The following is a 23,166-nucleotide window of genomic DNA, read 5'->3' as shown; positions in this document are numbered from 1 at the left end:
CGCCACGGGGAGAAGCGCCGCGCCGCGACGTCCCTCATCGAATGTGTCGAGGATATTCGATGGTTTCCTGCCCGGCAAGCTCGTGCCGTACTGTCCATGGACGGGCGAGCACGCGTGGCGTGGCATGTACGGCGGCTGCGGGTCGAGCGGGGCCTGAGTCAGGAGGCGCTGGCGGTCGATGCCGGCGTCGACCGCGGCTACGTCAGCGGGATCGAGCGCGGCGCGTTCAACCCGACGCTTGACATCCTCGACCGGCTGGCGGCGGCGCTGAGCGTCGATGTCAGCGAGTTCCTACGGCTGCCCGCCGCCGATGCCGCGCCGCCGGTCCCGCTTCGGGCAGGCCGGCGCAAGACCTGAGGAAGCGCCCTCAGCTTCTGGGCTGCATCATTTAGGGACCGCGGTAGCCTGCCCGGAAGCCAGCATTCGTAGATTGATTGTGGCCCTGTCTGAGATATCGATTAGAGTGAAACGTGGTCTACGTCGTCCTGTATTCCTTGTAGATTCAGCCCCGATCGTCATACGGATTCGGCTGCGGCGGATGCATTCGCCATCTCAGGAAAGACTGCTTCAAGACGAGAAATCAAGTCATTCGCAAGGCCTCTTGATCGGATGTGAACGCCGACGTCGCCCCACGGGAAGTCAGGGTCGGCCGAGGCGGACGCCCAATTCAGGCTTGTGACAACAACGTCGTCTTTGTCCCAGGCCACGAACTTGCCATGCAACGGGATTTTCTTGGTCCTTACCAACATCAACCCGTTGGCCTGAGCCTCCTCGGCCAGGGCACGGGCGTGTCGGTTCTTCAAGGGCCCGGTGGTCTGGGTGTAGAGCACGACTGCCCGGACCCCCTCACGGCCGGCTGCGACCTCGCCTTGCATGATGGCACCGGGGCGCGCCGTCGAGCCGAGGCGATGGCTGCCAACGACAAAGCAGATGTTCGCGGCTCCGCTCGCCGTCCGGATCACGCGATCGTGGACCTCGCCGACGATCAACGACACCTGTGTTTCGCCGCCGAGGGACGGGGCACGGCGCAGGTCGCGAGCCGTGATCGCCATCTCCGTCGCGAGGGCGTCGGCGAGGCCGCGCCGTCCGACGAGGTTCTGAAGCGCTACCGCAACTTCGGCCACGGCCAATTGGTCCCGCAGCACAACTGTCAGCTCGACGGCCTGGAACGGCGAGGACAGCCAGTTGCAGGATCCGACGCCGGCCACCCAGCCGTCGTCGGCCGTATCGAGCAGGATGAGCTTGGCGTGCGAGCCGGTGCTACGCATGTGGACGGTGAAGCGACCGCGCAAGTCCCGGTCCTCGCGGACGAGCCGGGCGATCTCGCTCGCCTGCGTGGCGTTTCGGTGCTCGGTGTCCTCGTCCAGCTCCGCCCCCCATAGGAGGTCGAAGGTGACGCCGCGCGCGCAGGCGGCGCGAACGACGTCAGACAGAGCCGCGAAGCGCTTCGCGTCCAAGAAGGTCGAGTGGATGATCACGCGCCGATGCGCCGACCCGAGCAACGCCTCAAGGCACCTTCCTTGCGCCGAACCCCCGACGACCAGATCGGCCGGGTCGAACGTGCATGCGTGCACCACGGGTTGCGGGTCCAGCGACTCCTTCGGGCCCGCGTAGGTTACCGGCACCTGCGTGGTACCGGCCGGCAGAGAGGCCGCTTCCTGAACGAGTCCTCGGAGCGTCGGCCCGGCCGACTCAGGCAGACCGTGCGGGAGGCCGTCGATCACGCGCACGGCCATGAACTCGTCGTCGCGCATGGTGGCGGTCCGTCCATCGACCAGCGCCACTTGTTCGTCCCAGCCTCGCGCCGCGATGTCCGACAGGCGATTGAGGTTGGCTTGGTGCGACATGGACGGCCCGCCGCCGCCGACCAGAACGACGCGGACCTCAACCCCGGACCGGCGAACCTCTTCAAGCTTGTGAGGCGTTACCAAGCGGACTTGGCGCGTTGGAAAAAAGTCTCCGGTCGCCCAATCAATGACAAAGCTGACGCGCCGCGAGAGCCGCTTCGGGTAGAAGGGCAATGGGTTGCCACTACTGACAGCCGTGAGGCCGTAGGCGCTGGCGCGAAACGCGACGGAACTCTCGCTCAGCGACACCTCAACGAGTCTGAAGCGCATCAGGCGCGCGATCGACGCGACGACGATCTGCGGCGGCAGATCCGCGTCAGCCGCGAGCGCGGCAATCGACTTCGACTGACGCGTCAGCGCCCACAGCACCAGCTCGTCGATCACGCTCCAGGCCCGGCCGCGGTCGATGCCGACCTTGCAGCCGACGCGGAACACGGGGATCGCGATCAGCACGCTCATGGACGAAGCCTGAGGTCGGCTGGTGCGACGAGACTGGCGAGCGGTACGTCGCCTCTGTTCCGCGCGCGCAGATCGTCGATCGCCTCGACCATAGTGCTCAGGAACGAGAGGTCATGCGTCTCGTCGTCAGGGTTCACGCCCCGCACCGCCTCGCGCAGGAACGCAAGGCTACCCACGACGATCAGGTGAGACTTGGCACGGCTGAGTGCCACGTTCATGCGCCGACGATCGCGGAGGAAGCCAAGGGCCCGCCCGCCGGCCATCGCGTTGTTCCGGACCAGCGAAAGTACGACCACATCGGCCTCGCTGCCCTGGAAGGAGTCGACTGTCCCGACGAAGGCACCGTTGCTGCGAACGGCCCTGAACGCATCGAGGTGCTTGAGGTCACCGGCGAGGGCGCCTGCGACGCGCTCCTGCAACCTCCCGACCTGGGCCCTGTAGGGCGACAGCACCGCCAGCGTTGGGGGATCGGAGCCGCCGCGAGCCCGCAGGAGCCGCAGGACATCGACGACCGCTTCGACTTCGCCTTGGTTGTGCCAGCGCGGGCGGCCCTGCTCCATCGCGGTGGCGCGACCGGTCGAGCTGACATGCGGGAAATCGACCACGACCACAGGCGACGATGGGAGGGCGCCAAGATGAGAAACCGGCGAAGCCTCCTCTTCCGCCGCCTTGGCTCGCTTCGCTTCCGTAGTCAGCCGCCCGTTGTAGAAGGCCTTGGAGACGATCTCGGCGATCGCCGGATCCATCCGGCGCTGCTCGGTCAGCGTCGCGGCGATGCCGCGGTGCCCCGGGTTGGCGAGACCGCGCCGCTCATCGTCCTCGACGATGGTTCGGAACGGCTCCAGCAAGCGAAGCGCGGTGCTCGCGGCCTCGCGCAACCCTTCCGCGTCAGCGACGATCTGATCGAGTTCATCGAGTTCCCCATCCCGCAGAAGCGGTCCGATCGTCTGCTCGGCGAGGTCCAGGGCATGCCGAACGAGGCCGTGATCGCCCAGGATCTTGCCCAGGCGATCGGCCCCGAAGGGCGGGAGCTGGTGATGGTCGCCGATCAGCAGCCGGCGGCCCGACAACATGAGAGGACCAATCAGCTCCGGGCCGATCGCTTTTGCAGCCTCCTCGACGATGACCCAGTCGAACTGTTCACGAGCCTCCACGAGCCGCTCGACGTCGGGTGAGTTGGCAGTCGAGATCACGATATTCGCGGCGTCGAGGACGAGGTGGGAGATCGCGCCGAAGCCCGACCGATGCTCCCGGTCAACGGTTTCTCTGGCTGCCCCGAGGCGACCGGCTGCCTTCTTCAACTCCGCGAGCTTCGCGCGAAGTTGTGGCGGAGCGTTCTGCGCCAGGGTGCTCGACGATAGTCGATTCAGGCAGTCGATGCTGGTGCGCTGTACATCCTCTCCGCTCGTCGTTCGTCGATCCGATGTCGTGGAGCGTACGATCAGCACGTCGGACAGGCCGTCCTCGTTTAGGCTTTCCTTGATCTTGGTTTGTAGATGGTCGAGCGCATCGTGTCCTTGCGCGCTTATCAGCATCCGGGTCGAACGGTTGGCGAGAAAGCGTCGACGGACCACCTCCGTCGCGAGCTTGGTCTTGCCCACGCCGGGCGGACCGACCACCGAGTAGCCCGGCAGAGTTCCCCAGAGGCCTGCCAGCGCCTCCTGCTTGGGCGTGTCGAGATCAAGGAATGCCGCGTCACTCCGTTCTTCCTCGCTCAATGCCTCCCGGCTCGATCGCCGCACCCGCCAGGGATCTGCGAGCATCTCGCCGAGGTCGATACGGGTGTTCAGCGCCTTGATGTTGCGCAACCGGCGGCCGATCACCTGTTCAGTTCCCGGGTCACGCGCTGCGCGCAGGAAGAAGGGACCGTCCGCCGGTAACTCCTCGTCGACCTCGAACCTGTACGCGCGGCTGCCGCGGTGGTCATCGACATCGACGAAGCTGACGGTGACGTCGCTCGTCCGGTTCGCGCCGAGGCTGGATGCTTGGCTCAAGCTCCACTTGGCTTCAGCGTCCTGATGCTCCTCCTCAAAGAGGCGTCGCAGGGCATTCGCGCTCTCGAGCAGGCCGATCTTCTTGGCTACGCGATCCCGATCGTTGTCCGGTTCGGCGCGCAGGAGCACGAAAGGGCGACCGTTGTGGCGCCCCCGATAGAGGACCTCGACCGGGTAGACCTCGAGTGCCTTGATCACCGCCTCAACGATCTGAACGAGCAACAAAGCTCGGCGGACCGCGTCGTGCTCGCTCGCATCGCCGGCGTCGGTCACCTGCGTCGCGAACCCGCTCCAGTCGAGCGCGTCCGGACCGAGCCGTCCCGTGGTCTCCTGAGCTTCTCGGCCGTTCGCCGCGACGATCACGTTCTGCGCAAGGGGATGCTCCTCGACATCCCCTAAGCTGAAACGGCCGTCCCGCACCTCGACGGCTTGGCACACGGCGATGTCCCAAAGCACGGCCCCGCCATCGCGGAACGGACGAAGTCGGTACACCATGCTGTCGGTGACCAAACGCAGCTGCAGCTGCGTCTTCGCCGGGTCGAAGGTGTTCGGCACGAGGAGGGTCGCACCGCCGTCGAGGTCGCCCCGGACCCAGTCGAGTTGACGGCGGTACTCGTCGATCGCGATCTCGCCTGAGGTCGCGTCATAGACGCCCTCGCCCAGCCCCGAGTTCTGATCGAATGTGAGGACGAAGGCTCCGGCGCGCGCGGACGCCGAACGTCCGACGCTTACGATCAGATCGTCGATGGCGCGCCCGATCGACTCGGCGTCGAGCTGATCCATGCGCGCCGGCGCGACCAAGCGCTTGAGAAGGATGCGTTCCGGCGTGTGGAGGATCGCAGGCCCGTCGACGCTGGCACGCGAGACGACGTCACCCGACGCACGGACTTCCGCATCGAGGCAGTCAGCCGCGAGGAGACCGAGCGCCCGCCAGTCCTCCGCGAAAGAGTAGCTGTCGGCGCGGTTCACGGCCGAGGCCGGGGTGATCTTCGCGTAGGAGTGCTCGGCCGAGTCGGGGCTCAGCCACAGGCTCCACTCGAACCCACCGAGCTGGAAGTCCGGCTCGTCCGCGCCCTCGGTCATGATGGAATCAGCGGTTAAGCGACCGTGGACGAGCCCCTGCGCGTGGACGATTCCGAGCGCGGCGACGGCCCGCTTCATGTTGCGCCAGAACAGGGCGCGCGGGCGAGGGGCGGCGAGGTTGCGGATCCAATGTTGCCGCGGAGCCCGACGCCGGCGCTCGCTCAGAGGCTGACCGACGCGCTCCAATACGACCCCAAAATTCTCATCGTCCTCGACGAACTCTATGACGTCGACGACGACCTCGCGAGCGCCCGCGTAGGACATGACCCGCTGCACTTGGCGCATCTCATGCCGCCAGAGCTGCCGCAGATCGTCGTCGGCTGGCGTCCCCGTCTTGCGCCAAAGCTTAAGGGTGCGCTCCGCACCCGTCCCCCGGTCCTCGACTGGGAACATGGCGGACCTTAGGGCCGCGCGGTCCCCGGCGGATACCGCATCGCCCAGGAAAGTGAAGCGGTCTTCAAGCCTTGGCTTGCCGCTCTTCGTCTTCTTCACGACGGCCAACGAAGCTACCGATCAAGAACGGTCGTACAACCTAGCATCTAACTCTACCGCTTCCGAGCCGCGAGACGATAGCCCGAAGCGGGCGAGCTATCCACAAACATCCCGGCAGCTAAGCCACGAGGCGTCCATGTACATGAAAGCCCTATGAACGGTTATTGATCGTGCAGAGCAACGCCGCTTGAGGCCACCACGTTTGCCTACCGGTGCGCCGCGCGAGGCACCGGTACCGATGTCAGAGGACGCCGAAGCGCCGGAGCCATGAAGGATGGCCGTGCGTGCAGACGCCGTCCGGTTCGACGAGGCAGCCGTCGGTCGCCTCGGCCACCGCGTCGAACAGGAACTGCGCCAGCGCCAAGAACTCGGGTTCGGGGACCGAGGGCTCGGGCCAGGGCAGACCGGTGTCGGGATCGTGCGTGACGTGATGCACGGGCGCGTCGTCGAGGTCGAACGTCCCGCGTACGACGGAATGAATGGTGTCACGCGTCGTGCCTAGGTCGGACGCCGCGACGGCGGTGGCAAGCGGGACGTGATCAGTCGGGTCGACCGGACGAGGGGGCCGGGGAGGATAGGAGCGGCTCACGCGGTGATCCTCCCAGCGGCGAGGGCGTCCCGGGCGTAGGCCGAGAGGGGCCTGTCGGGCTGGAAGAACACGTCGCGATGGACCGGCAGCTTGAGGTAGACCCGGAGGCGGGCGAGTTCGTTGAGGTCAACGAAGCCGAGTTCGGGCGCACCGAGGCCTGCGTCGCACAGGCCGAAGGCGCGGGTCGGGGCGGCGGGGTCGACCTCCGAGAGCAGCCACGCGGCGTGCCCGTCCGGGAGATAGAGCTTGACGACCGGGTACAGGTCGATGTCCCGGCCTGCGGCGGAGAGCCGGCCGTTGGCGAGGAGCTTTCGGAATTGCGCCTTCGTGAACCAGGGATGGAAGGCCATCACTGGCCGCCCCCGGACACGGCAGTGCGGCACGCCTTCCGGGTGGCGCGATGCGTTGGCGCGGGTGCCGCTGACGGAGCACTCCGCGGGGATCGTTGAGGCTTGCCGCCGACGGATGAACGCGGCGTCTCGGCCTGTTCGGGGCGATCGCCCGCGTGCCTGCCGATGCGCCTCGGGGTGAGCGGCTTCGGCGGCCGGAGAACGTCGGACGGGCTCGCCGCCGAGGGACACGGCGATGGCAGCGCCAGCGGCGTGGTGGGCACCCGTGGGGGCGTCGGCGGAGGCGGGATGTCGCCGAGGGCGACGGCGGTCACGCGCTCGAAGTCGAGGTAGCGGGCGTGGACCGCGCGCGCGTGCACCTCGGCCCCCGACCGCGCCAGCGCCGCCAGGATCGCCTCGATCGTGAGGTGGACGAACCCGACCCGGTCCGGGGTGGCGCCGCGCGGGGCGACGAGCGCGTCAGCGTAGACCTGCGCGGCAGCGCCGACGCGCCGGTTGAGGGCGGGGCCAGCGAGGACGAACAGACCGCGGCTGGCGTAGCCGTGATCGACCATCAGCTGGCCCAGCGTGTGCTCGCGGCGCAGCTGCTCGATCCCGGGACGGTAGAGCAGCAGATCGTCGGGGGACCGATACAGGCCGCAGGCCCGTGCGACTTCGCCGTAGCGCGCCCGGACCGAGGCCGAGGGGCCGGCCATCGGCTCGATGAACTTCAGCTCAACCGCCACGAAGGCCGGGTCGGCGTCGGGCGTGACGACGTCGAGCTGGATATCGAAGGCCGTATGGTCCTGTAACAGATCGTCGTGGCCGCGCCCGGGCGAGGTCTCGAACCTGACGTGGGTGACCCGGTGGACGAAGTCGGGCAGCAGGTCCGACCACACGCGGCTGGCGAGATCGAGATCGAGGGCCATCACGGCGCAGAGGTTCAGCGCCAAGCCCTGGCTCGCGAGCAGGTGGCCGAGGATCTTGGGCTCGTCCCAGAGGGCGCCGGGCTCGCGCAGGATGAGCGCGCGACGCACGTAGGCCGCGATCTCGGGGGTGAGGAAGGTCCGTCCGGCGCGGGCGGCGTCGGGACGAAGGCGCCAGCCCGCGCGCACCCTGCGGGGCTTGCGGGAGGCGGCCGCCGAGCCGGGCTCGACCTGGACGGAGCAGGGCAGGCCGCGCTCCGCGCGCCAGAGGGAGGCCAGCAGGCGGGCCGCACCGGAGAAGGCATCGTCGGAGGCGAGGAAGGCGGCGTGCGCGCGGCGGGTGGCGTCGGGGATGGTGGGTGCGTGGCTGAGGGGCATGAAGCGGATCCGGATCGCGGCCGCGGGAGGGTGCGGCCGGATCGAGATTCAGCGTTCATCCCAAGAACTTGCCAGGCGAAGTAACGTATAGAGCACCACGCCGGCGATTTACGATGTCAAAGAGCGGGAGAGCGCTTCGCGCGCTACAGTTCTATATAGCGACACAGGCTTTCAGATAGCATCTTTGATAGTTGTCGGGCTTCAATATCGACGAAACTATCCCCTGAGGCCGGCCGCACAGTGGATATTTTGGTTGGCCGAGTCCAAAGTACTGGTCGGTCAGTGGAGGGAGGAACGGATCGGCAGGCATGGCCCGGGAAGACGCAGCGGGGGAGGAGGTCCGGGCAGGTTCGGGGACGGAGGGGTCGAGGGAGGCAGGGAGGGGTGCGGGGCGTTGTCGATGACGACGACGGAGGGTGATGACGGTTCTCGTCGTCCTCTCTGGCGGAGGGTGATGTATGTAGGCAGCAAGCAGGTGACTTCGCAGCGCGGAAGCTGGATTTCACGCCGTCTCACACAGCGTTTCGACTCGTCGATCCCGCTCTTGCCGGCGACCGCTCGTCCGACGGAAGGCGGATGATGAAGCGGGGCGTCAAGCAAGATGAGCGGCGCGAATGGTGCCGTAATTCGAAATACTTGCGGATGCTGCCGCGGTCTGGCTTGGCCCGGACGGGTCGGGCGGATAACAGTCGCGCCGCACCCGTCGCAACGGTCTGCCGCCACACGGCTTTGACCGATCTGACCGTCCCGTCGGTCCCGGCGACGATCACGGCGCGAGACCTCGAGGAGCCCGCCCCGATGGCCAAGGTCGTGATGGCCCGCGCCGGCATGCGACAGCTCGCCAAGCTCGTCGCCGGTGATCTCGGCCGCGGTGAGATCACGGCGGGTCTTGAGAGTGTCGGATCGGCGCTGGCATCGAGCCCCGAGGCCGTCCTGGCCGTCCTCGACCTGCTGCTGGCGGAACGGCACAAGACGCGGCCCGGCGAACGCCTGATCGACGCGTTCCTGTTCATGCTCGGCAAGGCCCTGCGGGAGTCGCGCTTGGCGCAGGAGGGAGGCGCGCCCGAGCCGGCCCGCACGCTGATCGCCGGGGTGCGGGGTCGCATCGTCGCGATGACGGGCGCGGAGCCGCTCCCGCCCGATCTCCTGCTGGCGCTCGCCCAGCTCTTCGTCTCCGCCGGCCTCGATCCCGGCGACGACCTGCGGGCGTGCCTCCGGACGGAGGTCGCGGCACCGGCGGGCGGCGCGGCGGTCGATCCCGCCGATCTCGGCGCCCAGTACGGCGCGCTGGCCGCCGCGCTGCGCGACGATCCGTTCCTGATCCACGGACAGGTGGCCTGGACGGCGCTGGCCGCGCGCGATGCCGTCGAGGACGAGGCCTGGATGGATTTCGCCCTCGTGGCCCTCGAGCTTCTGGGCGAGCGCCCGCTCGCCCGGATCCCGGTCGCGATGTGGATCGCCCGGAACACGGCGGCCGCCCTGAGGCGTCGGTAGCTGGTCTGCGCCGCGCACAGGCGACGCGGGAGATCGCACGCCCTTGGCCACAAGCGATCCGACGGGTGGGCGGTGGCACTCAGGTCCAAGCCAGTCCGACGCGGCACGGAGCAGTCCGGTTTAGAATGTGGGCTGCAATGAGGGTTGTCGAACCGCTGTTCAGAACAAAATCATTATTTAACAGGCATTTATTTAGTAAACCTGGCGGAAGGGGTGGGATTCGAACCCACGGTGGGGTTGCCCCCACGGCGGTTTTCAAGACCGCTGCCTTAAACCACTCGGCCACCCTTCCGCAGCCGGGTGCCCGGCCTTTTACAGGCCCGGCCGCGCCGGCCCGGCGCTTGTAGCCGAGACGGAGGGCGGCGGCATCCGAAAAACGTCCGCGGACGGAGCCGGCCTCAGCGCGCGCGACGGCCGACGGCGCGGCCGAGCCGGCGCAGGATCGCGGTCGAGCGCCAGGACAGGGAGCGGCGCATGCCGTCCCGCTCGGCGAGCGCCTCCGCCAGGCCGGCGCGGAGATCGGCCTCCACCCGCAGGTGCTCGGCCGCGCGCCGGATGCTCTCGTCGCCGGCACGGGCCAGCGCCGCCTCGTGCTCGGCGAGCCGCTGCCCGCGCTCGGCCGCCTGCGCCGCGGCGCGAACGGAGCGCTCCTCGGCGGCGGCGAGATCGGTGGCCAGGCGCTCCAGCCGGATATCGCAGCCGGCCAGCGCTTGACGGGCACCGGCGAGATCGGCGGCCAGTCGCTCCGACCGGGCGTCGCGGCCGGACAGCGCCTGGCGGGCCTCGGCGAGGTCGGCCGCGACGCTCTCCAGCCGGAGCTCCCGCTCGGCGAGCTCCTCGCGCACGCACGCGAGGACGTGGTCGCGCGTGGCGATCGCCTCGAGGCCGAGGGCATCGGCGACGCCGGAGACCGCCCGCAGGCGGTCGTAGCCGTCCGCGTCGCGGGCCGAGGCATAGGCGTGCTCCACCGCAAAGTTGAGGCAGGCGATCCGGGTGTCGCGGGCGGCGAGCGCCGCGAGGCGGTCCGCCACCGGCGCGTCGGCGAAGGGGCCCTCCGGCAAATCCTCGCCGAACGCCTCCTCGAACGCCTCCGGATCGAGGGCGGCGAAGTGCCGGAGGATCTTCGTGAACTCGAAGCCGGTGCGCAGGCGGGTGTCGGGGCGCGGGGCGCTCATGTTGGCGTGGCCGGCGCGCTGACGGAAGGCGGTGACCTCCTCGGGCAGGACGTGGATCGCGTGGCCGGCGGCGACCATGCGGACCCACATGTCGAGGTCCTGGAGATTGGTGAGCCGGGGGTCGTAGAGGCCGGCCGCCGCGTAGGCCTCCCGCCGGATCATGGCGGCGGGGGCGCAGAGGCTGTTTCCCTCGTAAAAGAAGCTCCGCAGCCAGGTGCGGCGCGAGAAATCCGGGAAGGCGAGCGGGCGCAGGAAATCGTTGAAAGGCGCTGCGGGGGCGCCTCCCTCGTCCACCACGCGCGGCAGGCCGAAGACCAGGGAGACGTCCGGGTTGGCATCGAGGAAGGCGGCCTGCCGGGCGAGGCGGCCGGGAAGGGCGAAGTCGTCGGAGTTGAGGATCGCGAGATAGCGCCCGCGCGCGCGGGCGACGGTGGCGTTCATCGTCGCCGAGATACCGAGATTGCGCGGCTGCACCGCGAGCCGGATGCGCGGGTCGTCGTAGCCGCGCAGGATCTCGGCCGTGCCGTCCGTGGAGGCGTCGTCCGTCACGACGATCTCGACATCGGCGAAGGACTGGTCGAGCACGCTGTCGATGCTCTGGCGCATGTAGGGGGCGTGCTCGTGCGCCTTGATCAGCACCGAGACGGTCGGCCGTTCGAGCACGCTCGCGGGAACCGGCGCGCGCGGGGGGCGCGTTCCGGCTCGGATCATGCCGGGGCGCTCCTCCCACCACAGCGGCCGGGCGCAGGCGCCCTCCGGCGCGAAACCGGGCGCGGAGAGGTCGGCGGCGTCCCGCTCCATCTCGTCCCAGAAACCGCGCAGGCGCTCGCGGGACCAGAGATAATGCTGGCCGAACCCGCTCGCGACGTCGACGCGGCCGAGGCGCTCGGCCTGGGACGCCTCGCGGGCGGCGTTCCGCTCGAAGCCGAGATGCTTGTAGTGCCAGAGCATCACCGCGTCGCGCTCCGGCAGGCGCAGGTCGCCGATGGGAGCGGCCGCGTGGCGCCCCGGCCCGAACCCGGTCTCGCGGATCGCGCGCGGGCGGAAGAGGCTGAGCTTGTTGAAGGCGGGGCGCGGCCGCCCGCGCGTGACGCGCTCCACCAGGAGCCCGCAATCGTCGGGCATCGTCGGATGGTTCATGTCGAAGCCGAGGGCCGGCAGCAGGGTCACGCCGGCCCGCGCCTGCTCGGCGAGATAGGGCGCCATGGGGCGCCCCGCCCCGAGATGGAGATGCTCGTCGATGGCGGTCACGACGATCCAGTCGGCGCTCTCGCGGCTCTCCTTCCAGGCCTCGTCCTGCATCGCCTTGTGGGAGAGCACGAAGGATTCCGCCTCGACCCGGTCGAAGCGGCGCAGCTCGACGCGGGGATGCGCGCGCAGGATGTCGAGGGAGCCGTCCGTCGAGCCGTCGTCGTAGACGACGTAGCGCTCCACCCACGGATCGTAGTGGCGGAAGAAGAAGCCGAGCATGTCGGCCTCGTCCCAGCACACGGTGTAGAGATGGACCCGAGGGATCATGCCCCGGACGGGTCCACGGCGAGCCCGTGATAGCCGCCGATGCCCTCCCGCACGACCCGCGCCGGATGGCCGAGGGCGAGGCAGCCGGCGGGCACGTCCTTCGTCACCACCGAGCCGGCGCCGATGACGGCGTTGGCGCCGATCGTCACCTCCGGCAGGATCACGGCGCCCGTGCCGACGACGACGCCGTCGCCGAGGGTGACGTGGCCGGCGATGGTCACGCCCGGCCCGATCGAGACGAAGGCGCCGAGCCGCGCATGGTGGCCGAGGCTCGCGCCCCGGTTGAGAAAGACGAAGGCGCCGATCCGCGAGCCGCCGCCGAGTGTGCAGCCGGCATTGACGTAGCCGCCCTCCTCGATCTCCAGCCGGCGCGGCGCCGGCGTGCTCGGATCGATCAGGGTGAAGGGGGTCGTGAAGCCGAGGGCGCGCGCCTCCCGCGCCGCGATCTGGCGGTGGGCGGGCGTGAACAGCGGCACCAGGAAGGGCAGCGCCGTCAGCTCGGGACCGGCCTCCTGGGCGGTGACGGCGCGGATCTCCTGCGACAGGTGGCAGGCGCCCGGCCGGTTGCGGATGCCGGCGGCCGGCACGAGCCCGGCCCGATGCAGGCTCTCCTCGACATCCACGAGGATCGGCGAGCCGGTGCCGAACAGGACGACGCCCCCGCTCATGCGGAGAAGGTCCCGAGCGCGGCGGCCACCGCCTCGGGGGCCTCTGCCGCGATCTCGGGCTGGATCGGCAGGCTCAGCAGCGTGTCCGCGAGCGCGTCGGTGACGGGAAGCGGGCCGGAGGCGGCCTCCGCGAAGACCGGGTGCCGGTGCAGGCCCGGCGTGTAGTGAACCGCCGTGCCGATGCCGGCGGCGGCCAGATGCGCGGCCAGCCGGTCGCGCTCGGGATGGGTGATGGCGAACTGGTGGTAGACGCAAGCCCCATGATCCGGCGGCAGGGCGAGCCCGGCGGCGGCGGGGAGAGCGGCGCGGTAGCGCGCGGCGATCTCCAGGCGCTCGGCATTGCCCGCGCGCAGATGCGGCAGCAGGACGGAGAGGATCGCGGCCTGGATCGCATCGAGGCGGGAATTGAAGCCGCAGACGCGGCTGATCCGCTCCGGTCCGTCGAAACCGTAGTTGCGCAGCGCCCGCAGGCGCGCGGCGAGCCGGGCGTCGTTCGTCGCGACGGCGCCCCCGTCGCCGACGCAGCCGAGGTTCTTCGTCGGATAGAACGAATAGGCCGCCGCATGGCCGAAGCCGCCGAGGGGGCGCCCGTCGAGGCTCGCCCCGTGCGACTGCGCGCAGTCCTCCACCACCGCGAGCCCGTGCCGGCCGGCGAGCTCCATCAGGGCCGGCATGGGAGCGGGATGCCCGAACAGGTGCACGGGGACGATCGCGGCGGTGTGCGGGCCGACCGCCGCGGCCGCCGCCGCCACGTCGATGCAGCGGGTGGCGGGGTCGACGTCGACGAGCCTCGGCAGCGCCCCGCAATGGAGGACCGCCTGGGCGGTGCCGACGAAGGTCATGGCCGGCACGATCACCTCGTCCCCCGGCCCGATGCCGAGCGCCCGCAGGCCGAGGGCGATGGCGTCGGTGCCCGAGGCCACGCCGACGCAATGGGCCGCGCCCGCCTCCTCCGCGAAGGCGCGCTCGAAGCTCTCCACCGCCTCGCCGAGGATATAGCTGTCGCCGCCGAGCACCGAGGCGACGGCCGCGTCGATCTCCGCCCGGAAGCGCGCGATGCGCCGGGCGGGGGCCGCCTGTGGGATCATCCGCGTCGCCGCCTCTGGAACCGGATCACCCGGCCACGCCTCTCTATGCCGGGCAGAGCCTCGCCGCGAGATGGGGCTGGGCCCGCGCGAAGTGCCGCGTCTCGTCATAGCGGGCGGACGCGCAGACGAGCAACGTCGTCCCCGCCTCGAACTCGCGCAGATGGATCAGGATCCCGGCGCGGACCCAGAGGCCGCGCCCGTGATCGGACAGGCGGATGCGGGCGCTCTCCCGCCCGTTGTCGACCTCGACCACCACGGAGCCGGTGAGCGGCACGATGTACTCGTCGCAGGAATTGGCGTGGCCGCCGCGTTCCACCCCCGCCTTGTCGACCTTCATGAAGAAGACCCGCTCGAGGGGGAACGGCAGGCCGTCCTCCTCCTCCAGCGCCACCAGGGAGCCACGCCCGTCGGCATGGACCCGCTGCCTCAACACCTGCACCCCTGCAATGACGTCCATGCCGTTCACGCCACCTTGAGGCTTATCGATCGTCGGCAAAGACTAGAGTCGGGAATCCGCATCGACAAGTTGCAATCTATAAAATGCACTTGGGATAATCCGGCAATTATTATTGCCTGAATTACATTACCGGACCGGATCGTATGCCGGCACGGCGTCCCGTTTTCTCCCGCCGGGCGCGCGACGGCGGAATGCGTGGCGGGGAGCGCGGTCTCATCGCCTTGGTTTCACGGGGTCGTCCCAACCCTTTGGCAAGACTTGCCGCGCTAAACAGGGCGCAGCGGAGCGGACGACGCCCGCGAGCCAAGGTCTTCCGCATGCGTGCGCTCGTCCTCGACGACGGTGAGTTGAACAACCTCCTGATGGTGGCGGCGCTGCGGCCGATTCCCGGCTGCGAGCCGCACGATTTCACCCGTCCGGCAGACGCTCTGGTCTTCGCGCGGACGCATCCCCGCGACATCGGCGTGATGATCACCGACTACGACATGCCGCTCATGAACGGCGTCGAGTTCATCAGGGCCGCCCGGCGGATTCCGGGCCTCGAGAACGTCCCCATCGTGATGGTGACGAGCATCGACCAGCGCTCCCTGCGCCGCGAGGCGCTGGAGGCGGGCGCCACCGACTTCCTCAACAAGCCCTGCGATCCCCTCGAGATCCGGGCGCGCGTGACGAACCTGCTGGCCCTGACGCGGGCCTACCGGGCGCAGGAGCAGCACGCGGCCGAGCTGGAGCGGGAGGTCGCGGCCGCCGTCGCCACCATCGAGGCCCGCGAGCGCGAGATCATCACCCTGCTGATGAAGGCCGCCGAGCACCGCGACACCGATACCGGCGACCATATCGCCCGCGTGGCGGATTACGTCGGGTTGATCGCGGAGGGCCTCGGCTTCACGGGGGAGGCGCAGCACCGGCTCTGCCTGGCCTCCACCATGCACGATGTCGGCAAGATCTCGGTGCCCGACGCCATCCTGCTCAAGCGCGGCCCGCTCACCCCGGACGAGCGCTCCGAGATGGAACGCCACGCCGAACGCGGCCGGCGCATCCTGGAGAGCAGCGGATCGGGCATCGCGCAGCTCGCCGCCGAGATCGCCGCGAGCCATCACGAGCGCTGGGACGGCACCGGCTATCCCAACGGTCTCGCGGGAGAGGCCATCCCCCTCTCGGGACGCATCGTGGCGGTGGCCGACGTGTTCGACGCGCTCACCTCCGAGCGCCCCTACAAGAAGGCGTGGCCGCTGGCGGAGGCCCGCGCCTTCCTGGTCGCCAATGCCGGCAGCCATTTCGACGCGCGCGCGGTGGACGCCTTCCTCTCGCGCTGGAGCCAGGTCGAGCGGGTGGCGAGCGGCGAGACGCGCGAGGCCGCCTGAGCCGGGCCGGCCAGGCGAGACGAAACGCCGGCCTGCTTAACAGACCGTAAACGGGTCCTCGGGCAGGCTCGCGGCCTTCGCCGAAGGTGATCCGCCGATGTCCCTGCCGAAATCGTCCCGTTCGCTGGCGCGGCGCCTCGGGCGCGCGGTGGCGGGCGCGGTGCTCGTCGCGCTCACCGCGGGCACCGGGCTGACCGCCTGGAGCGAGCTCGCCCGCTACGCCGCCGACAAGCGCGAGAGCATGCGCGCGGTCGCCACGGTCTTCGCCAGCGCCGCCGCCCCCGCGACGGCGGAGCGCGACGAGGCCGCCGCGAGCCGGGCGCTGCGCGCCATCGCCGAGCAGCGCAACGTCGTCTACGCGGCGCTCGTCCTGCCGGACGGGTCCCTGCTCGCCGAGCAGGGGATCGGCTTGGCGCTCTCCGACGACGTCGATCTCGACCGCGAGGGAGGCGCCACGGCCCTCGACCTCGCCTTCACCCAGACCGCGCGGCTCAGCGTGCCGGTGATCGCGGCGGGCGCCGAGATCGGGCGGGTCACGCTGATCGCCGACACCACGGACCTGCGCGGACGCCTGACGGCGGTGCTCTCGAACGCGGCGCTCGCGGCGGCGCTCGCCCTCGCGATCGGGCTGCTCGTGGCGTGGCGGCTCCAGAAGGCGCTGACGCGCCCCCTCGTCGCGCTCGCGCGGACCATGGAGGCGGTGCGGCTCAACCACGACTACGCGACGCTCGCCGCCGTCACCACGGACGACGAGGTCGGCGCGCTGGCCGCCACCTTCAACGGGCTCCTCGGGGCGGTGCGCGAGCGCGACGACGCGCTCGCCGCGCACCGCGCCTCCCTGGAGCGGGAGGTCAGCGACCGCACCGCCGATTTCCGCGAGGCGCGGGACGCGGCCGAAGCCGCCAACGCGGCCAAGTCCAGCTTCCTCGCCACCATGAGCCACGAGATCCGCACGCCGATGAACGGCATGCTGGTGATGGCGGAGCTGCTCGCCGCCGGCGACCTGCCCCAGCGCCAGCGCCGCTATGCGGAGGTCATCGCCCGCTCCGGCCAGAGCCTGCTCGCGATCATCAACGACATCCTCGACTTCGCCAAGGTCGAGGCCGGCAAGATGGAGCTCGAGGCGATCCCCGTCGTCACCGGCGATCTCGCCGACACCGTCGTGACGCTGTTCGGCGAGCGCGCCCGCGCCAAGGGCCTCGATCTCGCCGCGCGGATCGGGCCGGGCGTGCCCGCGCGCTTCACGGGCGATCCGGTGCGCCTCGGACAGGTGCTCGGCAACTTCGTCAACAACGCCCTGAAGTTCACAGAGACCGGCCATGTCCTCCTGCGGATCGAGGCCCTGGGCGACGGCCGCATCGAGATCGCCGTGACCGATACCGGCATCGGCATCCCGGCCGAGAAGCTGCCGACGATCTTCTCCGCCTTCTCCCAGGCCGACCAGTCGACCACGCGCCGCTTCGGCGGCACGGGGCTGGGGCTGTCCATCGCGCAGTCGCTGGTCGCGGCCATGGGCGGCGAGATCGGCGTGTCGAGCGAGCCCGGCAGCGGCTCGACCTTCTGGGCCCGCCTGCCGGTCGAATGCCTGACCGAGCGGGAGACGATCGAGCGGCAGCCGGCGGTCGAAGCGGCGGTGGCGCTCGAAGGACTCGGCTCGGCGACCCTGCTCGTCCTCGCGGCCGGGCTCCGGGAGGCGGGCTTCGCTCCCGGCAAGCGGACATCCGGCGCCCATGTCGTCGCCCCGGCGGACGAGCTCTTGCGGCGCGGCCGCCGTCCGGCCGATGTCGGGCGCGTGCTGGCGCTCGCGCCCATGGGCGATCCGGCCGGGACGCAGGTGCTGCGCGCGGGGCTCGCCGACGAGGTGCTGCGCTGGCCGCTCGTCCAGGCGGAATGGCGCCCGGCGCTCGCCGCGCTGGCGAGCGGTGGCCCCTTCGCCGCCGCGAGCCCGCGTGCCGAGGCGACCGCCGCGCTGCCGCGATTCCCCGGCGCGCGGGTGCTGGTGGCCGACGACAACGCCGTCAACCGCGAGGTCGCCGCCGAGGCCCTCGCCCGCTGCGGCGTCACCGACGTGACCACCGCCGAGAACGGCCAGGAGGCGGTGGAGGCGGCCGCGCGCGGCGGCATCGACCTCATCCTGATGGATGGCAGCATGCCGGTGCTCGACGGCTTCGACGCCGCCCGCGCGATCCGCGTCCGCGAGATGGAGACCGGCGGCGACCGGGTCGCCATCGTGGCGCTCACCGCCCATGTCGTCGGCACGGGGGCGGACGCCTGGGCCGAGGCCGGCATGGACGGCATGCTCGCCAAGCCCTTCACCCTGACCGATCTCGCCCGCACCCTCGCCGCCTTCCTGCCCGAGGCGGGAGCGGCGGAAGGGAGCCCTCGTCCGGCGGCGGCCGTCGTGAGCCCGACGGCCTCGAGCGCCGGAGTCGTAGAGGAGCCCGAGGAGATGCCCCCGCTCCTCGATCCCGAGACCCTGGCGAGCCTGTCCGAGATCGCCGAGCAGAGCGGCACGGCCTTCCTGGAGCGCCTGCTCCGGCTGTTCCGCGAGCACACGCCCATGGCCCTCGACGCGCTGAAGGCGGCGCGGGAGGCGGACGACGCCCCGGCGGCGGCGCGCGCCGCCCACAGCCTCAAGTCGATGAGCGTCAATGTCGGCGCGAAGGCGCTCGGGGCCCTGCTCGCCGGGATCGAGCGCGACGCGCGCATGGACGGCATCTGCCCCGATGCCGATGCCCTCGCGCGTCTCGCGCGCCTCCTCGCCGAGACCACCGCCTGTCTCGAAGGCCATTTCGAGGACAGGCTGGCGGCGTGAGGACGCGCGTGAGGAGGCGGCAGAGAGGCCGCTACAGCAGCGGACAGGGGCTGCCGCCGGCCAGCACCACCTCGTCGGAGCCGTGGACGGCCTTGCCTTCGCGCACGGGCCAGACGGCCTTGTAGGAGAAGGTCCAGCCGTTCAGCACCGGGAAGACCTTGAAGACCGCCGCGTAGCGCATGCTCACCTCGGCCATCACGAACCGGGCGCCGGCCGAGGCCGTTCCGGGCGGCGCGGGTCCGATCACGGTCCCGGCGGCGCGGGGCTGGCCGTTCCGGGCGGCGCTCGAGCAGACCCGCGCGACGAACCCCGTCCCCACCGGATAGACCCCCGCCGCGGTGAGCACGATGCGCGCGCCGGAGATGTCGTAGGGCGTGGCGATGGCATCGGCCGCCGCATAGACGTCGGACAGGTCCTTCGTGTCGTCGCGCGCGATCAGGTCGGCCGTGCTGCTCGCCGCCAGCCCGAGACGCCGGCCCATGGCGATGGCGCGCGGGATGTCGATGGAGGCCATGACCATCAGGAGCAGGCAGGGGGCGACGAGCGCGAACTCCACCGCGGAGACGCCGCGTCGGTGTCCGGCGAAGCGCGCGAAGGGACGCCGCCTCACGAGCAGGTCTTGCCCGTATAGGGCTCGCTGCGGAAGATCGACGTGGCGGTGAGGAGCTGCTGGCCGCCGCCCATGGGCTGGGCGCCGAAATCGAGGAGGCGGAACGGCCCGAGCACCGGCACCGCCACGCGCAGCGACACCACGTCGTCGCCGACCGGGCAGTCGAAATGGCTGCCGAAGCCCGAGGCCCAGTCCTTCTTCTTGCCGTCATAGGCCGGCACGACCTGGCTCTGGGAGAAGCTGCCGGCGCGGGTGACGTCGAGCTTCAGGTCGCCGCAGCGGAAGAACACCAGCGCGCTCCCGCACAGCACCTTGCGCATGCGCGTCGCCGGATCGCTGCCGTCGGCGGCATCCTGGAACTCGCCCGTGCGCAGCAGGCGGGCGGCACGCTCGACGCTCATGTCGAGGGTCTGCTGAGCGAGGAGCTGGACGCCGGACTGGACGATCACGCAGAACAGGGCGAAGAACGGGAAGGCGAGCATGGCGAACTCGACCGCCGTCGCGCCGCGCCGGTCGCGCACGAGGGCCGCGAGCGGCCGTGCCCCGGCCCGGCCCGGCCTCCCCCGACGATGCGTCTCCCTGGCCCGATCCATCGACAGACTCTTGCCCGTCTCTCGGCGATGCGTTCGTCGCGGCTCACCGAAGCTCACGGAAAGTATAGGGCGGCGGGTCTTTACGATTCGTGTGAGTCACACACAGGATTGTGATCGATCTTTCCGAGAATGCAATCCAAAGTTGCACAACGTTTATTTTGCCATCGGAAGATGATGGCCGGCAGAGAAGGATGTCGACCCACGCGGTCCGCGGCTTTGTGCCAGGTGAGGAGGCCGTTTCATTAACGGGCCGCGATTAAAACCGGCCATCCCTCTCTTTGAAGGACAGCGGTCGGTCAGGCGGATGGGCAGGCAGGGGAGATCGGGCGAGGCGACCGGCGTGGTCTCGGCGGCGCGCGCCCTGCTCGACCGGATACGGCGCGCCGGGCCGGACCGGCGCGGCAGCGTCGCCGTCATGTTCGGCCTCGGGGCCGCCGTCCTGATCACCCTGGCGGGCGGGGGCGCCGATTACGCCCGGCTCGTCTCCCGGCGCAGCCAGCTCCAGAGCGCGGCCGATGCCGGCGCGCTGGCCGGCGGCAACGCCTTGAAGCTGGCGATGTCGACCTCCGAGTCCATCATCGGCCTCGTGGACCAGACGATCCGCGCGGCGGCGAACGTGACGCCGGAACGGCCCATCACCACGCAGATCGTCGTCGCCGAGGACAAGAGCAACGTCTTCGCCAAGGTCGAGGAGGACGTGAAGCTCACCTTCGGGCGCCTGCTCGGCATCCCGACGGCGAAGGTGGCGGTCAAGGCGCGCGCGAACGTCGTGGGCAAGATGCGGCTCTGCATGCTGACCCTCGACCCGCTGGCGCCGGGCACCTTCAACCTGGAGAAGAACGCGCAGGTCACGGCGCTCAGCTGCTCGCTCTACTCGAACTCGACCAGCGGCACCGGCATGATCGGCAACCAGAACTCCATCGCCAGGGCCGAGACGATCTGTTCGGCGGGCGGCTACCTGGGGCCTCGGGCGAACTTCACGCCGACGCCCCAGACCGACTGCCCGGCGATCAAGGATCCCATGGCCGCCCGGCCGGCGCCGAGCGTCGGCCCCTGCAAGTCGCTGCCGGCGGGGGCGAGCACGTCGCTCCTCAGCCCGCTGGGTGCGCTGGGAACCGGCGAGAACCGGATCGAGAATCGCATCACCCTGGAGCCGGGCACCTATTGCCGGGGCCTGCACATCACCGACAACGCCGTCGTCACGCTCAAGCCGGGCATCTACGTCATCAAGGACGGCCCGCTCTTCGTGGACAAGACGGCCACCCTGAACGGCGTCGATGTCGGCTTCTACTTCACGGGCGACATGGCCGGCCTGCTCTTCGACACGGGCACCACCGTCAGCCTCGCCGCGCCGACGACGGGTGTCATGGCCGGCATCCTGATGACGGAGGAGCGGACGGTCGGCGATCCGGTCGATCCGATCAAGGCGCTGCTCAGGATCATCGAGCACCCCCTTCTTCAGCCCTATCTCACCCAGATCCCGCCGACCCCGGCGCCGCTCCAGTCCACCCAGCCGATGCGCACCTACCGCATCATCAGCGACAACACCCGCACCATGCTCGGCACCATCTACCTGCCGGCCGGCCGCCTCGTGATCGACGGCAAGCGGCCGGTCTCTGACCGCTCGACCTACACCGTGATCGTCGCCCAGCAGGTCAATCTCTACGAAGGCCCGACCCTCGTGCTGAACGCGAACTACGACGCCAGCAGCGTGCCGGTGCCGAAGGGCGTCGGGCCGGTCTCGGGGAAACTGCGGCTGACCCAGTGAGCCGGCATCCTCCCCGGCAAGGCGCTAAGCCGTTGTTCTGCCGTCTATCCGGACGGAAAACCGGGATCCGCTTCTCCTAGACAGACTCTAGGCTCGGGGCGGGCCCCGTGCTAGCCTTCGCGGTTCGAGACGGCCGGCATCAGATCCGGCCGCTCGGGAGGAAGCCCCATGAACGACGTCGCGACCCGAGCGCGCGAGGCGGTGTCCCGCGACCTCTGGCAGTCGATCCCCCTCGAATGCCTCGTCTGCGCCGTCGCCGTGTTCGCGGCGGCTGGCCTGAAGCTTGCCGGCCTGCTGCCCTGACCGGCCCCGGCCCGACACGCCCGGACATCCCCTCCGACACGCCCCGACCGTCCATGAGCCGATCCGACAGCGCCCCCCTGCCCCGCGGCGACCTCACCGTGCGCACCAGCGCCATGCCGGCGGACACCAACGCCAACGGCGACATCTTCGGCGGCTGGGTCCTGTCCCAGATGGACCAGGCCGGCGGCATCGCCGGCGTCGACAGGGCGCAGGGCCGCGTCGTGACCGTGGCCCTCGACGCGATGACCTTCATCCGGCCGGTGCGCGTCGGCGACGTGCTCTGCGTCTATACCCGCATCGGCCATGTCGGGCGCACTTCCATGAAGATCGAGGTCGAGGCCTGGGCGCGCCGGTTCCGCACCCAGATCCGCGAGAAGGTGACGGAGGCGGTCTTCACCTTCGTCGCCATCGACGACGAGGGCCGCCCCCGGCCGATCCCCCCGGAGGCCGTGCATGTCGCGGCCGATACAACCGGAAACTGAGAGACTGTTCACGCGCCCGTGATCGTGGCGTAGGGTGGGACGTCCCGCCTCGCGGCATCCGGGAGAGATTCGTGAAAGCTCGTCGTCCGCATCTCGTCGGACAGGCTCCCCCGCAGAACGCCGGGGAGCGCAACCTGACCTGGCACAGCCTTCAGCCGCGCGAGGAGCGCTGGCGCTGCCTCGGGCAGCGGCCGGTGATCGCCTGGCTCACCGGCCTGTCGGGGGCGGGCAAGTCGAGCATCGCCAACGCCGCCGACCGGGCCCTGACGCTCGGCGGGCGCAAGGCCATGGTGCTGGACGGCGACAACCTGCGCCACGGGCTCAACGGCGATCTCGGCTTCACCGCCAGGGACCGGGCCGAGAACATCCGGCGGGCGGCGGAGGCGGCGCGGCTCATGGCCGAGGCCGGGCTCGTCACCATCGTCTCGCTGATCTCGCCCTATCGGGCCGAGCGCGAGACCGCCCGGCGCATCGCCGGGGACATCCCCTTCGTCGAGGTCTTCGTCGACACGCCGCTCGCCGTCTGCGAGGCCCGCGACCCCAAGGGCCTCTACGACCGCGCGCGGGCGGGCGAGATCGCGAACTTCACCGGCATCTCGGCGCCCTACGAGGCGCCCCGCGCCGCCGACATCGTGGTGACGACGGAGGGGCGCACGGTGGAGGATTCCGCCGCCGCGCTGATCGGGACCCTCACCCGCCTCAGCGCGCCGCTCTGAGGAACCGAGCGACGGAGA

19 protein-coding genes and 1 tRNA gene are annotated in these 23,166 nt (G+C 70.3%); 8 read left to right on the top strand and 12 right to left on the bottom strand.

Features of this window, described 5'->3' with window-relative positions; all coding sequences use genetic code 11:
• The first annotated feature begins 114 nt into the window (after positions 1-114).
• Positions 115-357: a helix-turn-helix domain-containing protein gene (locus tag ACP56T_RS17520; protein ID WP_430913434.1), complete on the top strand. Its 243-nt coding sequence runs from the start codon at positions 115-117 to the stop codon at positions 355-357.
• Positions 358-515: 158 nt separating this feature from the next.
• On the opposite strand, the gene ACP56T_RS17515 is transcribed toward ACP56T_RS17520, so the two are convergent.
• The 5 genes from ACP56T_RS17515 to ACP56T_RS17495 all read right to left on the bottom strand — a co-directional run bounded on the left by ACP56T_RS17515 (position 516) and on the right by ACP56T_RS17495 (position 8,097).
• Positions 516-2,306, bottom strand: coding sequence for a phospholipase D-like domain-containing protein (locus ACP56T_RS17515; RefSeq protein WP_430913433.1), 1,791 nt, complete (start codon positions 2,304-2,306; stop codon positions 516-518).
• Positions 2,303-5,875 (bottom strand): DEAD/DEAH box helicase, encoded by a 3,573-nt coding sequence (locus ACP56T_RS17510; RefSeq protein ID WP_430913515.1) that lies wholly within the window; start codon positions 5,873-5,875, stop codon positions 2,303-2,305. Before ACP56T_RS17510 ends, ACP56T_RS17515 begins: the two co-directional genes overlap by 4 nt.
• Positions 5,876-6,116: 241 nt before the next feature.
• Positions 6,117-6,464 carry a hypothetical protein gene (locus tag ACP56T_RS17505; RefSeq protein ID WP_430913432.1) on the bottom strand — a complete coding sequence of 116 codons (348 nt, stop codon included), beginning with the start codon at positions 6,462-6,464 and terminating at the stop codon, positions 6,117-6,119.
• Entirely contained in the window at positions 6,461-6,814 is a 354-nt protein-coding gene (locus ACP56T_RS17500) for a DUF2958 domain-containing protein (RefSeq protein WP_430913431.1), read from the bottom strand. The genes ACP56T_RS17505 and ACP56T_RS17500 overlap by 4 nt, the downstream gene beginning before the upstream one ends.
• Positions 6,814-8,097 carry a PGN_0703 family putative restriction endonuclease gene (locus ACP56T_RS17495; RefSeq protein ID WP_430913430.1) on the bottom strand — a complete coding sequence of 428 codons (1,284 nt, stop codon included), beginning with the start codon at positions 8,095-8,097 and terminating at the stop codon, positions 6,814-6,816. The genes ACP56T_RS17500 and ACP56T_RS17495 overlap by 1 nt, the downstream gene beginning before the upstream one ends.
• A gap of 798 nt (positions 8,098-8,895) precedes the next feature.
• Between ACP56T_RS17495 and ACP56T_RS17490 the strand changes: the two genes are divergently transcribed.
• Positions 8,896-9,591: a hypothetical protein gene (locus ACP56T_RS17490; protein ID WP_430913429.1), complete on the top strand. Its 696-nt coding sequence runs from the start codon at positions 8,896-8,898 to the stop codon at positions 9,589-9,591.
• 202 nt (positions 9,592-9,793) lie between these two features.
• On the opposite strand, the gene ACP56T_RS17485 is transcribed toward ACP56T_RS17490, so the two are convergent.
• The 5 genes from ACP56T_RS17485 to ACP56T_RS17465 form a co-directional block, all read right to left on the bottom strand.
• Positions 9,794-9,883: transfer RNA gene (locus tag ACP56T_RS17485), tRNA-Ser, on the bottom strand.
• 106 nt (positions 9,884-9,989) lie between these two features.
• Complete coding sequence (locus tag ACP56T_RS17480; RefSeq protein ID WP_430913428.1) at positions 9,990-12,284, bottom strand: glycosyltransferase; 2,295 nt, start codon at positions 12,282-12,284, stop codon at positions 9,990-9,992.
• Positions 12,281-12,952, bottom strand: coding sequence for an LbetaH domain-containing protein (locus ACP56T_RS17475; protein ID WP_430913427.1), 672 nt, complete (start codon positions 12,950-12,952; stop codon positions 12,281-12,283). Before ACP56T_RS17475 ends, ACP56T_RS17480 begins: the two co-directional genes overlap by 4 nt.
• Entirely contained in the window at positions 12,949-14,040 is a 1,092-nt protein-coding gene (locus ACP56T_RS17470; protein ID WP_430913426.1) for a DegT/DnrJ/EryC1/StrS family aminotransferase, read from the bottom strand. Before ACP56T_RS17470 ends, ACP56T_RS17475 begins: the two co-directional genes overlap by 4 nt.
• Positions 14,041-14,083: 43 nt before the next feature.
• Positions 14,084-14,497 (bottom strand): sugar 3,4-ketoisomerase, encoded by a 414-nt coding sequence (locus tag ACP56T_RS17465; RefSeq protein WP_430913425.1) that lies wholly within the window; start codon positions 14,495-14,497, stop codon positions 14,084-14,086.
• A 317-nt stretch (positions 14,498-14,814) separates the two neighbouring features.
• Here ACP56T_RS17465 and ACP56T_RS17460 point away from each other — a divergent pair, with 317 nt between their 5' ends.
• Positions 14,815-15,861 (top strand): HD-GYP domain-containing protein, encoded by a 1,047-nt coding sequence (locus ACP56T_RS17460; RefSeq protein ID WP_430913424.1) that lies wholly within the window; start codon positions 14,815-14,817, stop codon positions 15,859-15,861.
• Between the two features lie 97 nt (positions 15,862-15,958).
• Positions 15,959-18,676, top strand: coding sequence for a hybrid sensor histidine kinase/response regulator (locus tag ACP56T_RS17455; protein ID WP_430913423.1), 2,718 nt, complete (start codon positions 15,959-15,961; stop codon positions 18,674-18,676).
• A 31-nt stretch (positions 18,677-18,707) separates the two neighbouring features.
• Here the strand turns inward: ACP56T_RS17455 and ACP56T_RS17450 are convergent, their stop codons facing one another.
• Positions 18,708-19,286 carry a TadE/TadG family type IV pilus assembly protein gene (locus ACP56T_RS17450; protein ID WP_430913422.1) on the bottom strand — a complete coding sequence of 193 codons (579 nt, stop codon included), beginning with the start codon at positions 19,284-19,286 and terminating at the stop codon, positions 18,708-18,710.
• The gene (locus tag ACP56T_RS17445) at positions 19,283-19,879 is read right to left on the bottom strand and encodes a TadE/TadG family type IV pilus assembly protein (protein WP_430913421.1); all 597 of its coding nucleotides are present in this window, start codon (positions 19,877-19,879) and stop codon (positions 19,283-19,285) included. The genes ACP56T_RS17450 and ACP56T_RS17445 overlap by 4 nt, the downstream gene beginning before the upstream one ends.
• Before the next feature lie 304 nt (positions 19,880-20,183).
• Between ACP56T_RS17445 and ACP56T_RS17440 the strand changes: the two genes are divergently transcribed.
• From ACP56T_RS17440 to cysC, 4 genes are all read left to right on the top strand, one after another.
• Complete coding sequence (locus ACP56T_RS17440) at positions 20,184-21,647, top strand: TadE/TadG family type IV pilus assembly protein (protein WP_430913420.1); 1,464 nt, start codon at positions 20,184-20,186, stop codon at positions 21,645-21,647.
• 168 nt (positions 21,648-21,815) lie between these two features.
• Positions 21,816-21,950, top strand: coding sequence for a hypothetical protein (locus tag ACP56T_RS17435; protein ID WP_430913419.1), 135 nt, complete (start codon positions 21,816-21,818; stop codon positions 21,948-21,950).
• 53 nt (positions 21,951-22,003) lie between these two features.
• Positions 22,004-22,432 (top strand): acyl-CoA thioesterase, encoded by a 429-nt coding sequence (locus ACP56T_RS17430; protein ID WP_430913418.1) that lies wholly within the window; start codon positions 22,004-22,006, stop codon positions 22,430-22,432.
• Between the two features lie 134 nt (positions 22,433-22,566).
• Positions 22,567-23,148 carry an adenylyl-sulfate kinase gene (gene cysC, locus ACP56T_RS17425; protein WP_430913514.1) on the top strand — a complete coding sequence of 194 codons (582 nt, stop codon included), beginning with the start codon at positions 22,567-22,569 and terminating at the stop codon, positions 23,146-23,148.
• Positions 23,149-23,166: the final 18 nt, after the last annotated feature.

The sequence above is a fragment of the Methylobacterium endophyticum genome, from assembly GCF_050591105.1.
Lineage (GTDB): Bacteria > Pseudomonadota > Alphaproteobacteria > Rhizobiales > Beijerinckiaceae > Methylobacterium.
This window is presented reverse-complemented; position numbering and strand designations above follow the sequence as displayed.

Bases quoted from the DNA above. Each gene is read 5' to 3' on its own strand.
- ACP56T_RS17515 (WP_430913433.1), bottom strand. From the start codon at position 2,306: ATGAGCGTGCTGATCGCGATCCCCGTGTTCCGCGTCGGCTGCAAGGTC.
- ACP56T_RS17500 (WP_430913431.1), bottom strand. From the start codon at position 6,814: ATGGCCTTCCATCCCTGGTTCACGAAGGCGCAATTCCGAAAGCTCCTC.
- ACP56T_RS17495 (WP_430913430.1), bottom strand. From the start codon at position 8,097: ATGCCCCTCAGCCACGCACCCACCATCCCCGACGCCACCCGCCGCGCG.
- ACP56T_RS17490 (WP_430913429.1), top strand. From the start codon at position 8,896: ATGGCCAAGGTCGTGATGGCCCGCGCCGGCATGCGACAGCTCGCCAAG.
- ACP56T_RS17480 (WP_430913428.1), bottom strand. From the start codon at position 12,284: ATGATCCCTCGGGTCCATCTCTACACCGTGTGCTGGGACGAGGCCGAC.
- ACP56T_RS17475 (WP_430913427.1), bottom strand. From the start codon at position 12,952: ATGAGCGGGGGCGTCGTCCTGTTCGGCACCGGCTCGCCGATCCTCGTG.
- ACP56T_RS17470 (WP_430913426.1), bottom strand. From the start codon at position 14,040: ATGATCCCACAGGCGGCCCCCGCCCGGCGCATCGCGCGCTTCCGGGCG.
- ACP56T_RS17465 (WP_430913425.1), bottom strand. From the start codon at position 14,497: ATGGACGTCATTGCAGGGGTGCAGGTGTTGAGGCAGCGGGTCCATGCC.
- ACP56T_RS17460 (WP_430913424.1), top strand. From the start codon at position 14,815: ATGCGTGCGCTCGTCCTCGACGACGGTGAGTTGAACAACCTCCTGATG.
- ACP56T_RS17455 (WP_430913423.1), top strand. From the start codon at position 15,959: ATGTCCCTGCCGAAATCGTCCCGTTCGCTGGCGCGGCGCCTCGGGCGC.
- ACP56T_RS17445 (WP_430913421.1), bottom strand. From the start codon at position 19,879: ATGGATCGGGCCAGGGAGACGCATCGTCGGGGGAGGCCGGGCCGGGCC.
- ACP56T_RS17440 (WP_430913420.1), top strand. From the start codon at position 20,184: ATGGGCAGGCAGGGGAGATCGGGCGAGGCGACCGGCGTGGTCTCGGCG.
- ACP56T_RS17435 (WP_430913419.1), top strand. From the start codon at position 21,816: ATGAACGACGTCGCGACCCGAGCGCGCGAGGCGGTGTCCCGCGACCTC.
- ACP56T_RS17430 (WP_430913418.1), top strand. From the start codon at position 22,004: ATGAGCCGATCCGACAGCGCCCCCCTGCCCCGCGGCGACCTCACCGTG.